This window comes from Clostridium sp. AM49-4BH, assembly GCF_003478335.1.
GTDB lineage: Bacteria > Bacillota > Clostridia > Lachnospirales > Lachnospiraceae > Butyribacter.
In genome coordinates this window covers 1-15,969 of the sequence record NZ_QUFB01000056.1, presented here as the reverse complement: position 1 = coordinate 15,969, position 15,969 = coordinate 1, and the positions used below count along the sequence as shown (strand labels likewise).

5 protein-coding genes and 1 pseudogene are annotated in these 15,969 nt (G+C 44.8%); 4 read left to right on the top strand and 2 right to left on the bottom strand.

Annotation, left to right across the window (positions count from 1 at the left end; all coding sequences use genetic code 11):
- Nucleotides 1–336 precede the first annotated feature (336 nt).
- Together DW981_RS12570 and DW981_RS12565 are read right to left on the bottom strand one after the other, a co-directional pair.
- Nucleotides 337–2,691 (bottom strand): glycoside hydrolase family 3 C-terminal domain-containing protein, encoded by a 2,355-nt coding sequence (locus DW981_RS12570; RefSeq protein ID WP_118507970.1) that lies wholly within the window; start codon nt 2,689–2,691, stop codon nt 337–339.
- A gap of 75 nt (nt 2,692–2,766) precedes the next feature.
- Nucleotides 2,767–4,839 (bottom strand): glycoside hydrolase family 31 protein, encoded by a 2,073-nt coding sequence (locus DW981_RS12565; RefSeq protein ID WP_118507969.1) that lies wholly within the window; start codon nt 4,837–4,839, stop codon nt 2,767–2,769.
- 252 nt (nt 4,840–5,091) lie between these two features.
- Between DW981_RS12565 and DW981_RS12560 the strand changes: the two genes are divergently transcribed.
- From DW981_RS12560 to DW981_RS12545, 4 genes and pseudogenes are all read left to right on the top strand, one after another.
- Nucleotides 5,092–8,994, top strand: a complete 3,903-nt coding sequence (locus tag DW981_RS12560) for a DNA-directed RNA polymerase subunit beta (RefSeq protein ID WP_118507968.1) — start codon at nt 5,092–5,094, stop codon at nt 8,992–8,994.
- 52 nt (nt 8,995–9,046) lie between these two features.
- Nucleotides 9,047–12,765 (top strand): annotated as a pseudogene (rpoC, locus tag DW981_RS12555) (DNA-directed RNA polymerase subunit beta').
- A 263-nt stretch (nt 12,766–13,028) separates the two neighbouring features.
- Nucleotides 13,029–14,687 carry a GGDEF domain-containing phosphodiesterase gene (locus DW981_RS12550; protein WP_118507967.1) on the top strand — a complete coding sequence of 553 codons (1,659 nt, stop codon included), beginning with the start codon at nt 13,029–13,031 and terminating at the stop codon, nt 14,685–14,687.
- Between the two features lie 5 nt (nt 14,688–14,692).
- Nucleotides 14,693–15,304: a cytidylate kinase-like family protein gene (locus DW981_RS12545; protein ID WP_022025402.1), complete on the top strand. Its 612-nt coding sequence runs from the start codon at nt 14,693–14,695 to the stop codon at nt 15,302–15,304.
- Nucleotides 15,305–15,969 lie beyond the last annotated feature (665 nt).

Genomic DNA, 15,969 nt, shown 5'->3' with positions numbered 1-15,969 from the left:
TCATCCATTTTTGGACGGGACGCTTTCGCTACGATGCGCTACGTCACGTTACTTAATGTCTCTGAAATACGAGACATAAGTAACGACGAGCGCAAAGTCCCTTTCAAAAATGATGAATACCTTGCTTCCGGGACTTCGAGTTTCCGAAGGGCATGTAAATCAATCATCAGAGACAACAAAATCTAGAAATCACTGTAAAAACAAAATGCGGCAAGGCAATTACTATAGTTCTCTGATGGCAGAAACCGCTCTTTGGCGGCTGCAAAATGTTATAAAGTTATTGACATAATAAGCAATATGTGGTTGTGCAATAGCTTCCGGTATGGGAAGTTTGAATCAATAATTGTTGTTCTTCTCAGCTTCGTTTAACTTGCGGATCGTATCCTGAATATCTTCATAGGTCAACTCCTCACTACTAAAGGAAAGAATGGAATGCAGTGGAGTTCCGGTAAACATTGCTTTCATCATATCGGCAGTTCCACTTCCCATAGAATCATCGCCATCGTGATCGGTCGCCTCAGCGAAACCACTCCTCCGCAGCATTTCATCCAAAGCACTGCCATCTTTTGCAAACAATTCAACATCTTCGCAAGTTGTTACGTAATCTGCGACAAAAGGAATCTTTTTGCTGCCGGTGATCGATACAGTATCCTGCAAACGAATGTCGCGGGAAGATGAGGCAAGCAGAATTTCATAATCGCCGCTTTCTGCATACCAATCGTGAATACGAGTTTCATAGTAGCTAAATGCGCGAGCGTTCAGCGTGAAAGTCACTGTCTTTGTCTCGCCGGCTTTTAGGAATACTTTAGCAAAGTCGCGCAGTTCCTTTTCAGGACGGATTTCATATACGACAGGATTTTTAATATATAGCTGTACGATTTCAGCACCGTCGCAGTTACCGGTATTTGTAATGTCAGCACTGACAACAATTTCATCGGTTTCTTTGATAACATCGACGTCGGCGGCGTTTTTGCCGTTTACGGTTACTTTCATATTGCTGTAGGTAAAATCGGTGTAGCTGAGTCCGTATCCAAATGGGAACAAGACATCCATCTTTTTCTTATCATAATAACGATAGCCGATAAAAACGCCTTCCTGATAGCAGACTTTCTCACGATTTCCAGGGAAATTTAAGTAGGAAGGATTATCCTCTAAGTGCAGTGGGAAGGTCTCGGCAAGTTTGCCACAAGGAGTTGCATCGCCAAAAAGCAGATTGACAGCAGCGCCACCGCTTGCCTGTCCGGCGAGGTACATTTGCAAAACACCTGCAACTTTGTCAAGCCATGGCATGGCGATCGGGGAACCGCTATGCAAAACAACGACTACATTAGGCTGTACTTCGCTAATGCGGGCGATCAATTCATTTTGATTTGCCGGCATATTCAGATGGGTTCGGTCAAATCCTTCGCTCTCGAAAGAGTCTGGCAGACCGGCGAAGATAACGGCAACATCGCTTTCTTTTGCAAGGGTGATCGCTTCCTGAAGCAGCGTCTCATCTGTAGTTTCTTCGTCAATATGAAATCCTTGTGCATACGATACGGAATCTCCGGCGGCATCTAAAGCGCTTTCGACCGATGTGTTGTTAATATGACTGGAACCACCGCCCTGAATGCGGGGCACTTTTGCAAATTCACCGATAAACGCTATCTTTTTGTCTTTTTGCAAAGGCAGGATATCTTCATTCTTCAACAAAACAGCGGACTGCTCGGCAGTGGTTCTTGCCAGTGCGTGATGAGCAGCAACATCGTATCCGCGTTCGACGCTGGATGGGAGTGGATGTACCATAGAAGCTGGATCAATATCTTTTCTGGCAGTAAGATATTTGTCTACCATAGTAAGAATGCGTTCTACAGCAGTATCTAATACGGATTCTTCCAGTTCTCCACTTTGTACGGCTTTTACGATGAGTTTGTCTGTTTCTCCGTGGCAATCCGGCATTTCAAGATCCAATCCGGCTTTGAGAGACGGAACACGCTCGTCCATCGCACCCCAGTCGGTCATAACCAGACCTTCAAAGCCCCATTCGTCACGCAAAACCTTATTTAACAGCCAATCATTTTCGCAAGAGTAAACGCCGTTGATACGGTTATAACTGCACATGATCGTCCAAGGCTGCGCCTTTTTGACTACCGTTTCGAAAGCTGCCAGATAAATCTCGCGCAAAGTACGTTCATCAATCTCTGCACTGATGCTCATGCGGCGCCATTCCTGGTTGTTGGCAGCAAAGTGTTTCAAGCTGGTGCCTACGCCATGCTCCTGAACACCATTGACAAAAGCAGCACCCAGTTCACCTGCCACGACCGGATCCTCGGAGTAATATTCAAAGTTACGTCCGCAGATCGGAGAACGCTTCATATTAATGCCCGGGCCCAGTAATACGGCAAGATCTTCAGCGACACATTCTTCGCCAAGAGCGTCGCCGACTTTATGCAGCAGGTCGCGGTCAAAAGAGCATGCCATAGCTGATGCAGTCGGAAAACCAATGGCTTTAATACTTTCTGCAACGCCCATATGATCGGCAAGACTTTCCTGCTTGCGGATGCCGTGCGGTCCATCGGAGACCATTGCAGCAGGAATATTTAAGCGGTCAATGGCTTTGGTATGCCAGAAATCTGCACCGGAGCAAAGACTTGCTTTTTCCTCTAGTGTCAGTTCGTTCACAAGTTTTTTTACATCTAAAACGTGTTCCATAAAATAGTCCTTTCCGAGGTGTTGACGGCGGTGAAAGACCGCCACACATCTCTATGTTTTATGTTAGTGAAAATTTTATTCATAAATGTCATACGCACAGTCATCGCGCACAAAGACGGGAATGATCTCCAGTGTTGCTTTAGCGGCAACGGTCTGACCACCGTCATAACTTGTCCCGGTAGCGGCCTCTGTCCAACGATGCCCCGCAGGGAGATATACGTCAGTCTGCGTAATACCGGCGTCTGTGATCGGCTTTACGAGCAGATCCGGTCCAAACATATAGCTGTCGGCGTTATTCCAGCAAGCAGCATCCTCCGGAAACTCATAGAAAAGCGGACGCATTACCGGAGTTCCCAACTCGTGTGCTTCACGCATACATTCGCGAATGTATGGGCGAAGACGTTCACGCAACAACAGGTAACTTTTCAAAATTTCATAGATTTCTTCTCCCCAAGTCCAGATCTCGTTATCTTGTCCCGAACTGAACTGGCGGACACCATCAATATATTCTACGTCGCGTTCATAGTATGGAGAGCGTTCTCCGTGCAGACGGAATACCGGAGAAAATACACCCCACGCAAACCAGCGAACCAGCAACTCGCGAAATGCCGGATCTTCGTTATTGCCACCCAAGAAACCGCCGATATCCGTCGTCCACCAAGGAATGCCGGCAAGTCCCATGTTAAGCCCGGCCTGCACCTGCTGTTTCATAGAACGGAACGAGGAATGAATATCGCCCGACCACGTCAGAGCACCATATTTTTGGCTGCCGGCCCAGGCGCAGCGCACAAGGTTTAACACATTTTCCTGCCCCTGCTCCCGTAATCCATCATAAAAACCTTTGGCGTACATGAGAGGATAGATGTTGCTGCACTGTAAAGCAGGACCTTTGTGGTAGCGGTAAATATCAAAATCATACGGCCCATATTCCGGCTCAGCCTCATCCAGCCAAAAGCAGCGAATGCCTTTATCGTAATAATTCTCCTTACAGCGTTCCCAAACATATTTTTGTGCGCCCGGATGTGTAGCATCATAAAAAGTCGTAGTTCCCATCCAAGTCATATTAACGCACAAACCGCGGTCAGACGTGATGAGATACCCTTGATCTGCCATCGGACCATAGTTCTCGGAACGTTCATCGATCGTCGGCCACACGGATACGACCGGTTCAATCTGCATTTCGCGCAATTCGCGGATCATTGCCTCCGGATCCGGCCAGTCCTTTGGATCAAACTTGAAATCACCCTGCATAGTCCAATGGAAAAAATCCACCACGATCGCATCGATCGGCAGACCGCGGCGTTTGTATTCGCGCGCAACAGCAAGCAGCTCTTCTTGGGTACGGTAGCGCAGCTTGCACTGCCAAAATCCAATGCCGTACTCCGGGATCATTGGAACACGGCCGGTAACGGCGCTGTAAAGTTCTGTCAGTTGTTTAGGTGAATCGCCGGCGCAGATCCAGTAATCGAGTTTTTTGGTATTTAAGGCAGTCCATTCGGTTTTATTTTTGGCAAAAGATGCCGTACCGATGGCTGGATTGTTCCACAAAAAGCCATATCCCCGGCTTGAGATCATAAATGGAACACTTGCTTGGCTGTTGCGGTGCGCCAGTTCCAAAATGCAGCCTTTCTTGTCCAAAAAGTCATCTTGATATTGTCCCATGCCAAAGATCTTTTCGTCGTCAAATGCTTCAAAACGCATGGCTAATGTATAATCGGTAGTGCCGGTGATCGGCTTTAGTTCTCTGGCATCGATACGCAGCGGCACACAAAAGCGGTCGATGCGGTTGCGATTTTGCCAAAGCTCTTTTGTTAACAGCTCATTTTTTTCGTTATAATAGGAAATAACACCTTCAGGATCGATCACAGCAGTGAGGTTTCCGTTGCGAAATGTCACTTTGGTACCGGTCTCAGCATGTGCAGCACGTTCTTCGGCAGTACGGTAAAAGGCCGGTGTCATATCCACGGTTTCATAGTGGATCTCCGGGGTGAGGTCTGGAATTGGTTCTGTGAGTGCCCAGTCTTCTGTGTTCATTTCCGCCTCTTTGGTCATGCGGACGCGAATGGAATGTTCGCCCCAGGCTTCCATCCGGAGAGTGGTTCCCCCTTGGGACAGTGTTAAGCGTTTTCCATCATCATGTATGGTCATAATAATCCTCCGTGTGAGATAATATTTAGCCGGTTGCCAGCGTGTATTTCCACCCAAATAAAAAAGGTGCTTGACATCTTGTCCGTTTGGTGATAAGATGAACAATGCACTATTGTGGCTGACTAGACTATTAGGCTTATGCAAGGTTATTATAGCATAGTTTGAAGAAAATGAAAAGAGTTTTTGGAGTTTCTTCTTATAGTAGGATTGTACAGCACATGGTACTCTATAAAATTAAGGAGTGAAACGTCGATGGAGAAGAACAGAATACATCCAGTAAAAGTAGGCAAAGGCGTGAGAATGAGTTTTGCCCGTCAGAAGGAAGTCCTTGAGATGCCTAACCTGATTGAGGTACAGACGAATTCTTACCAGTGGTTCTTGGACGAAGGACTGAAAGAAGTGTTCCGGGATATTTCCCCAATTGCTGATTTCGGTGGTCATTTGAGCCTGGAGTTCGTTGATTTTGAGCTTTGCAGAGATGAGAAGAAGTACGACATTGATCAATGCAGAGAGCGTGATGCTACTTATGCTGCACCACTTAAGGTGCGCGTCAGACTTCACAACAAGGAGACGGAGGAAATCAAAGAGCACGAGATTTTCATGGGTGATCTTCCGCTTATGACAGCGACCGGAACGTTTATCATCAACGGTGCTGAGCGTGTTATCGTCAGCCAGTTGGTTCGTTCACCGGGTATCTACTATGCAATCAGTCATGACAAGGTAGGTAAAGAGTTGTATTCCGCAACTGTTATTCCTAACCGTGGTGCATGGTTGGAATATGAGACAGATTCGAATGATGTCTTCTCTGTCCGTGTTGATAGAAATAGAAAGGTTCCGATCACTGTATTTTTGCGTGCACTCGGTCTTGGAACCAATGAGCAGATCAAAGAAGTGTTCGGTGATGAGCCAAAGATTTTGGCAAGTATCGAGAAAGATACAACGGACAATTACAAAGATGGTCTGTTAGAGCTTTACAAGAAATTACGTCCGGGCGAGCCGTTGTCCGTAGATAGTGCGGAGAACTTATTAAATGGTATGTTCTTCGATCCGAAGCGTTATGACCTTGCCAAAGTTGGACGTTACAAATATAACAAGAAATTACATTACAAAAACCGTATTGTTGGCTGCAAGCTTGCAGAAGATGTTGTAAATCCAACAACAGGTGAGGTGTATGAGGAAGGTACTCTGGTAACAGAGGAACTTGCAACAACATTACAGAATGCAGCAGTTCCTTATGTGATGGCTGAATTGGAAGGCCATGTTGCTAAAGTATTGTCCAATATGATGGTTGACATCAAAGAGTATGTTGACATCGAGAATCCTAAGGAGCTTGGCGTTACAGAGAGTGTTTACTATCCTGTATTGCGTGAGATCTTAGATGAGAACGAGGATGATGAGGATGCGATCAAGGAAGCGATCGCTGCTAATATCAGTGAATTGATTCCAAAGCATATCACAAAGGAAGATATCTTTGCATCAATCAACTACAACATGCATTTAGAGTATGGCATGGGTAATGATGATGATATTGATCACTTGGGTAACCGCCGTATCCGTGCGGTTGGTGAGTTGCTGCAGAATCAGTATCGTATCGGATTATCCCGTATGGAGCGTGTCGTTCGTGAGCGTATGTCCACACAGGATATTACGACAATTACGGCACAGTCTCTGATCAATATCAAGCCGGTAACGGCTGCTGTGAAGGAATTCTTTGGAAGTTCCCAGTTGTCACAGTTCATGGATCAGAACAACCCGCTTTCTGAATTAACACATAAGAGACGTTTGTCTGCATTGGGACCGGGTGGTTTGTCCAGAGATCGTGCAGGTTTCGAGGTCCGCGATGTACACTATACACATTATGGACGCATGTGTCCTGTAGAGACTCCTGAAGGACCTAATATCGGTCTGATCAACTCTCTGGCATCTTATGCGCGTATTAATGAGTATGGATTTATCGAGGCACCTTATCGTAAGGTTGATAAGACAGATCCGGCTAATCCGCGTGTTACCAACGATGTTGTTTATTTGTCTGCAGATGAGGAAGATCGTTATATTGTTGCACAGGCGAACGAAGAGCTGGATGAAGAAGGCCATTTTGTGCGCAAGAGTGTATCCGGTCGTTTCCGTGAGGAGACTTCTGAGTTTGAGAAAGAGAAGATCGATCTTATGGATGTGTCTCCTAAGATGGTATTCTCCGTCGCAACAGCAATGATCCCATTCTTGGAGAATGATGATGCGAACCGTGCGCTGATGGGATCTAACATGCAGCGTCAGGCAGTGCCGTTGTTGGTTACAGAGGCACCTGCAGTTGGTACAGGTATGGAGATGAAGGCGGCTGTCGATTCCGGCAACTGCGTTATCGCAGAGGAAGACGGAATTGTTACACGTTCTGCATCGAACGAGATTATTATTAAGTCTAAATCAGGCGAAAAGACATATAAGCTGGCTAAATTCCAGCGCAGTAACCAGGGAACGAGCATGAACCATCGTCCGATCGTTGATAAGGGCGAAGAGGTAAAAGCAGGACAGGTTATCGCAGATGGTCCATCTACATGCGGTGGCGAGATCGCATTAGGTAAGAACCCACTGATCGGTTTCATGACTTGGGAAGGTTATAACTACGAGGATGCCGTACTGCTTAGTGAGAGATTGGTTCAGGATGATATTTATACATCTGTTCATATCAATGAGTACAATGCAGAGGCGAGAGACACCAAGCTTGGTGACGAAGAGATCACCCGTGATGTACCGGGTGTCGGCGACGACGCGCTCAAAGACCTTGACGAGAACGGTATTATCCGTATCGGTGCAGAGGTTCGTGCCGGTGATATTTTGGTTGGTAAAGTTACTCCTAAGGGAGAGACAGAGCTTACTGCTGAGGAAAGACTGCTTCGTGCGATCTTCGGTGAGAAAGCAAGAGAAGTTCGTGATACTTCTTTGAAGGTGCCACATGGTGAGTTTGGTATTATCGTAGATGCCAAAGTATTTACAAGAGAGAATGGAGATGAGCTTCCACCGGGAGTAAATAAATCTGTTCGTATTTACATTGCACAGAAACGTAAGATTCAGGTCGGCGATAAGATGGCTGGTCGTCATGGTAACAAGGGTGTCGTTTCCCGCGTTCTTCCGGTAGAAGATATGCCATTCCTGCCAAATGGTCGTCCACTTGATATTGTATTGAATCCTTTGGGTGTGCCATCTCGTATGAACATTGGTCAGGTCTTGGAGATTCACTTGAGTCTCGCTGCCAAAGTACTTGGCTTTAATGTCGGAACACCGGTATTTGATGGTGCTAACGAGTATGACATCATGGATACATTAGAGCTCGCAAATGATTATGTGAATACACCACTTGATCAGACAGAAAAAGAGCAGAAGATTGCAGAAGCACAAGAGGCTGGTGACGAAGAAGAAGTTAGCCGCTTGACAGATATCGTACCTTTTGAAGACAAGTACAAAGATCTTTTGGATCCGGAGGTGTTCCAGTACTTGATCGACAATCAGGATTACCGCAAAGAGTGGGAAGGCGTTCCGATCAACCGCGACGGAAAAGTTCGTTTGCGTGATGGTCGTACCGGAGAATACTTTGATGGAGCAGTAACCGTTGGTTTCATGCACTATCTCAAACTCCACCACTTGGTAGATGATAAGATCCATGCACGTTCAACAGGTCCTTACTCCTTAGTAACACAGCAGCCATTGGGTGGTAAAGCTCAGTTCGGTGGACAGCGTTTCGGTGAGATGGAGGTTTGGGCACTGGAGGCATATGGTGCCGCTTATACCTTGCAGGAGATCCTCACTGTGAAGTCTGATGATGTTGTTGGTCGTGTTAAGACTTACGAGGCAATCGTTAAAGGTGCCAACATCTCTGATCCTGGCATTCCGGAATCTTTCAAGGTTATGCTCAAAGAGCTTCAGGCATTGGCGCTTGATGTTACTGTTTTAGATGAAGATGGCAACGAAGTTATTATGGGTGAAAATGTTGAAGAGAACGACAACAGCGAAGATGTCACACCGTTGATCGATGGTGGCGCAGACTTTGCGTTTAGCAGTAGCGAGTCCTTTGAAGCTGCAGGTTATACCGAGGGTACCGCAGAAGAGCTGCAGGAAGCTGAATTTGCGGCAGACTTTGGGGATGAGCCCTCATTAGTATAGAGACAGGGATTGATCGTATAGAGTAGCCCGAAAGGGTAGATGGAGGATTACTATGGCAGAAAGTAATGTAAAGGAAGAGAAGCATATCGTATATGATGCAATCAAGATTGGTCTGGCATCTCCGGAAAAGATCCGTGAGTGGTCACGCGGCGAAGTAAAGAAGCCGGAGACGATCAATTATCGAACACTCAAGCCGGAAAAAGATGGTCTTTTCTGCGAAAAGATCTTCGGACCAAGCAAAGACTGGGAGTGTCATTGCGGTAAGTACAAGAAGATCCGTTATAAAGGTGTTGTCTGTGATCGATGCGGCGTTGAGGTAACCAAGGCGAGCGTTCGTCGTGAGCGTATGGGTCATATCGAATTAGCAGCACCGGTATCTCATATTTGGTATTTCAAAGGAATACCTAGCCGTATGGGATTGATCTTGGATGTTTCTCCAAGAAACTTAGAGAAAGTGTTGTACTTCGCATCTTATATCGTATTGGAAGTGCAGGACGGTGTAAACCTTCAGCCAAAGCAGATTTTGTCTGAGGCAGAATATCAAGAAGCTAGAAAGAACTATGGAGACGGTTTCCGCGCCGGCATGGGTGCAGAGTCTATCATGGAACTTCTGATGAGTATCGATCTGGAAGAAGAGTCAGCAAACCTCAAGGAGGAACTCCGCAACTCTTCCGGTCAGAAACGTGCTCGTATTGTAAAACGTTTGGAAGTTATCGAAGCATTCCGTGGTTCCGATAACAAGCCGGAGTGGATGATCCTTACGGTTATCCCTGTAATTCCGCCGGATATTCGTCCAATGGTACAGTTGGATGGTGGACGTTTTGCAACATCTGATATGAACGATCTGTATCGTCGTATCATCAACCGCAACAATCGTTTGAAGAGACTTCTCGAACTCGGTGCACCGGATATCATCGTTCGCAACGAGAAGAGAATGCTTCAGGAAGCTGTAGATGCGTTGATCGACAATGGTCGTCGTGGCCGTCCGGTTACCGGACCGGGTAACAGACCGCTGAAATCCTTATCTGATATGCTGAAGGGTAAACAGGGTCGTTTCCGTCAGAACCTGCTCGGTAAACGTGTCGACTATTCTGGTCGTTCCGTTATCGTTGTAGGTCCGGAACTTAAGATTTATCAGTGTGGTCTGCCAAAAGAGATGGCAATTGAGTTGTTTAAGCCTTTCGTTATGAAAGAGTTAGTATCCAATGGCACAGCACACAACATTAAACAGGCTAAGAAGATGGTTGAAAAGCTTCAGACGGAAGTATGGGATGTATTAGAGGATGTTATTCGCGAGCATCCGGTTATGTTGAACCGTGCTCCTACCCTGCATCGTCTTGGTATCCAGGCATTTGAGCCTACACTTGTAGAAGGTAAAGCGATTAAGCTGCATCCATTGGTATGTACCGCATTTAATGCCGACTTCGATGGTGACCAGATGGCTGTCCATTTGCCACTTTCTGTAGAAGCACAGGCAGAGTGCCGTTTCTTACTGCTCTCTCCAAACAACCTGTTAAAGCCATCTGATGGTGGTGTGGTTGCCGTACCTTCTCAGGATATGGTACTTGGTATCTATTATTTGACACAGGAAAGACCTGGTTCTCTCGGTGAAGGCAAGTTCTTCAAGAGCGTGAACGAGGCAATTACAGCATACGAAAACGGAGATCTTACACTTCATGCGAAGATCAAGGTTCGCCGTTTTGGTATCAATAAAGATGGCGTAGAGGAAAGTAGAATTATTGAATCTACACTGGGTCGTTTTATCTTCAATGAGATCCTGCCACAGGACATGGGATTTGTGGATCGTTCCAAGGACGAGAACTTCCTCGTTCCGGAAGTTGATTTCCATGTAGGTAAGAAGCAGTTGAAGCAGATCCTTGAAAAATGTATCGCTGCACATGGTGCAACAGGTACTGCAGAGACAATGGACAACATCAAAGCACTTGGATATAAATATTCCACACGTGCAGCAATGACGGTATCCATTTCCGATATGACCGTGCCGGAGGCTAAGAAAGATATTCTTGCTGAAGCACAGAAGACAGTAGAGCTTATCACGGATAAGTTTAATATGGGTCTTCTTACAGAAGAAGAGCGTTACAAAGCAGTTATCAATACATGGTATGCAGCCGATAATCAGTTGACAGAAGCGTTGATGAGCGGTTTGGATCGCTACAACAACATCTTCATGATGGCTGATTCCGGTGCCCGTGGTTCTCAGGCACAGATCAAGCAGCTCGCAGGTATGCGTGGTTTGATGGCGGATACATCCGGTCGTACGATCGAATTGCCGATCAAGTCTAACTTCCGTGAGGGTCTTGATGTATTGGAGTACTTCATTTCCGCACATGGTGCCCGTAAGGGATTGTCGGATACAGCGCTTCGTACAGCCGATTCCGGATATTTGACACGTCGTCTCGTTGACGTATCTCAGGAATTGGTTATTCGTGAGGTAGACTGCTGTGCAGACCGCGATATGATTCCGGGAATGGAAGTAACCGGATTTATGGATGGTAAAGAGCTTATCGAGTCATTGGAAGAGCGTATTACAGGTCGTTTCTCCTGCGAAGACATCTACGATGATGAAGGCGAGCTTATTGTTAAGAAAAATCACATGATCACACCAAAGCGTGCTGCTCGTATTGTTAATACAAAGGCAATTGTAGATGCAGGCGATAAGGCTAAGGTTAAGATCCGTAACATTCTTACCTGTAAGTCACATATCGGTGTTTGTGCAAAATGTTATGGTGCCAACATGGCAACCGGTGAGCCGGTACAGGTTGGTGAGGCTGTCGGAATCATCGCAGCACAGTCCATCGGTGAGCCGGGTACACAGCTTACCATGCGTACGTTCCATACAGGTGGTGTGGCCGGTGACGATATCACACAGGGTCTCCCTCGTGTCGAAGAGTTGTTTGAGGCACGTAAGCCGAAGGGACTTGCAATTATCGCTGAATTTGGCGGAACAGTATCTATCGCGATACTAAGAAAAAGCGCGAAGTGATCATTACAAATGAAGAAACCGGTGAGCAGAAAGCATATTTGATCCCATACGGTTCTCGAATCAAGGTATTAGAGGGTCAGACTTTGGAGAAAGGTGAGCCGCTCACAGAAGGTAGCGTAAATCCACATGATATTCTCGAGATCAAGGGTGTACGTGCCGTGCAGGATTACATGATCCGCGAAGTGCAGCGTGTATATCGTCTGCAGGGTGTTGAGATCAATGATAAGCATATAGAGGTTATTGTACGTCAGATGCTCAAGAAGATCCGTGTCGAAGACAACGGTGATTCCGAATTCCTGCCGGGTGTTATGGTAGATGCATTAGATTTTGAGGATGAAGTTGAAAAACTCCAGGCAGAAGGTAAAGAGCCACCAGAGGGCAAGCAGGTAATGCTTGGTATTACAAAGGCTGCGCTGGCAACCAATTCCTTCCTGTCCGCAGCATCTTTCCAGGAGACTACAAAGGTCTTGACAGATGCCGCTATTAAGGGAAAAGTGGATCCACTGGTAGGTCTCAAAGAGAACGTAATCATTGGTAAGCTCATCCCTGCAGGTACAGGTATGAAACGTTATCGTTCTGTACAGCTTGACTGTGATGAGGCGGCAGAGGACTATCTCGAAGAACAGCGTCTTGCAGCAATGAGAAGGCTGGAAGAAGGCGATGAATCCGAGGATGATGCAAAGGATAAAGACAAGTCCAAGGAAAAAGCAGAAGAAGCTCCGGAATCTGAAGAAGTATATTTCACATCGACAGAGGACGATGAGTAGTTTATAAAATACAGTCATTACGAGAAGCGCTTTAGCAAAATATTGCTTTAGTGCTTCTTGGTGTACTGTTATTGCAAAGTGATTGTGGGAACGGTGGGATATGGGAAAATTGAATAACTTAATTTTCAAGAAGAGAAAAATGTATATTTTACTCTTCTTTTTTTGTTCCAGTTTTTTTGAAAATATGGTAAAATATGAGATACCAATATGGGGATTACGACAGCGTGTGCACACCGATACAAAATGTATAGGGGAGTGATGCAATGGATAAAGAAAGTATAGTGGACGTCCTCACTGCTGATACCGATGTATTTTTTGCCTGTTGGGATACAGACAATGGATGGCAGGTATTGACAAACGGAAATGCAAGTTTTCCGGCAGCATTATTTGCACAGAAAGGAATTGAAGCGTTACGAGATGTCGTTGCAGAATCAGACAGCAGACTATGTGATAACTTTTTGCAAGAAATTGACCGTGGCGTGGAAAGCCATAATAACGAAGACGTCATTAAAGGAAATTGTCGTACGGTACATATGCATATATTAGATATGCATGGAGAATGTATATATTATCGCTTAAAATGCAATTTTATGAAAAGGGATGATGGAAGCATTGAGAAAATTGTTTTTCAGGCGAGAGAGTTGGATGCCGAAGAGAAATATCGGATTCATTTAGCACAATCGGTTACAAACGATCGTAATCCCAACGTGTTTACGCAAGATGTCATGAAATTGATGCGGAAGCATCAGAAATGTAAATTTGCGCTTATCCAGTTAGATGTCGAACGTTTCAAAGTGATCAATGAAATGTACGGAGAAGATTTTGGTGACGATCTTTTGAAATATTTCGAAAACACATTGAAATATATTTGTAATGAGATGCAGTTATATGTTCGCCTTACGGCGGATGTATTTATGATAGCTACACCATATGAAACAAAGGAAGATATATTAGCTTTTGTAAGTATGCTCGAGCAGAGATTGTCCGGTTATGAAAATGTTAAATATACACTCGCGTTTGGTGTTTGTTTCGTTACAGATATAAATACCAACCTACGATTATATGGAGACGGGGCAGCATTAGCAAGGCAAAGCATTAAGGGAGACGCACTACACAAAGTTGCGTTCTATCATGAATCTATGCGTACGGATGCACGTAAGCGTAAGTTTTTAGAAGATGCTATGCATCAAGCGTTGGAAAACCATGAATTTGTCATGTATTTGCAGCCAAAGTACAGTATTTCGACATGCAAAATGGTAGGTGCAGAAGCTCTTGTTCGCTGGCAGCATCCAGAGAAGGGCTTAATACCACCCAACGATTTTATACCGATATTTGAAGAAAATGGTTTTGTGATCCCTCTAGATGAGTTTATGTGGGAGGAGGCATGCAAACTCCTTGCGGAATGGCAACGCGAGGGAAAAGAAATGCTTCCGATCTCCGTCAATGTCTCTAGAAGACATTTGATAGATGATTATTTTGTGGAGGTATTGAATCATCTGATAGAGAAGTATCAAATACCAAAACATTATCTTGAGATTGAGATCACAGAAACAGAGCAGAGTAAGATGCAGGAAAGGGGTATAGCATTACTCAAAGAAAATGGATATACTCTGCTAATGGATGATTTCGGATCCGGTTACTCGACATTGAATATGCTTAAAGATACGCAATTTGATGTTATTAAAATCGACCGTGTCTTTTTACAAAACTTTATTGCATCCGATCGTGGACAAAAAATAGTAGAACACACGATCAAAATGAGCCAGGATATTGGTCTGGGTATGGTAGCAGAAGGTGTAGAGACTAAGGAGCAGGCAGAATTTTTATCAAACTGTGGCTGCGATATAGCGCAGGGGTTTTATTATGCAAAACCAATGTGCGTAGCAGATTTTAAGCAATTACGACTTGGAAAGGCAAGGTGATAGATATGAGACATAAAATTATTTGCATTGACCGAATGTGTGGAAGCGGTGGTAAAGAGATTGGAAGACTGGTCTCCAAAAAGCTTGGTATAGGATTCCATGACAGCAATCTCTTGGAATTAGCCAAAGAACATGGTGGAATCACATCGAGTTCACTGGATGATTCTGATGAAAAGGCTACCAATCCGTTTTATTACAAACTGATTTATGAGGGAAATGAGAATGTAAAACAGGAACAACCGGCAACAGAGATGCTGTTTCACCTGCAGAGTGCAGTAATTCAGCAGATCGCCAAGGAAGAGGACAGTGTGATCGTGGGACGGTGCGCTGATTTCATTCTCAAAGACGACGACGTTGACATCCTCAGTGTGTTTATTACAGCACCTTTAGCAGACCGTATCACGCGAGAGATGGATGTTGATGACATGAATGAGACCCAGGCAAAGAAATTTATCCGCAAGATGGATATGCGCCGTAAGAACTATTATAACTATTTTACAAAGGGAGACTGGGGCAAAAAGAATACGTACGATCTTATTCTCAACAGCTCCAAACTTGGAGTCGAAGGGACGGTGGATATTCTATGCAGCCTCTACCGGAACTTTATGGGGCAATGAGAAACTCTTCATTAAGCTGATCCGATCGCGTAAGCACAAAATGTACAATAACTTCCGGTATGGGAAGTTTGAGTTAGTGACCTCCTTTTGTATGAGGTGATTCCTGTTATCGCTGTATGTTTCTGATTCGTGGTATACAGGTAAATCCGCAATGTTACAAACCGGAGGTCATTATATATTGGATTTATTTTATCAGCTGCAAAATAGCCATAATTTTACTGACATAATAAGCAACATGTGGATCGGTCAGTAACTTCAGGCATGAAAAGCTTTAGATGAAAAGTCGTCAATGCCCGTATTTATGGGGGTTGCGTCGCTTTTTTCTTGAAAAGAAAAATAAAAAATCAAAAAAAGTTGAAAAAAGTTTTAAAAAGTTGTTGACAAGTTGTTCATCGAGTGATAATATATATCTCGCTGACGCACGAGAGAGCGAACAGCAAAGACCTGATAAGAGGTCAGAGAAGCTTGATAACTGAATAGTAAAACAACCCTGAAAATTCTAAATAAAGGATGAGATGAAAACACATCCTAAAATAAAGATTTTCAATTCTGATTTTCATAAAACATGCTTTATGAAGATCGCGCGAGACCAAGACGAAAGTCAACGGTAAAAACGGAAGCCAAAGTGAAAACTAAGGCAGGAACTTAAACATGAGAGTTTGATC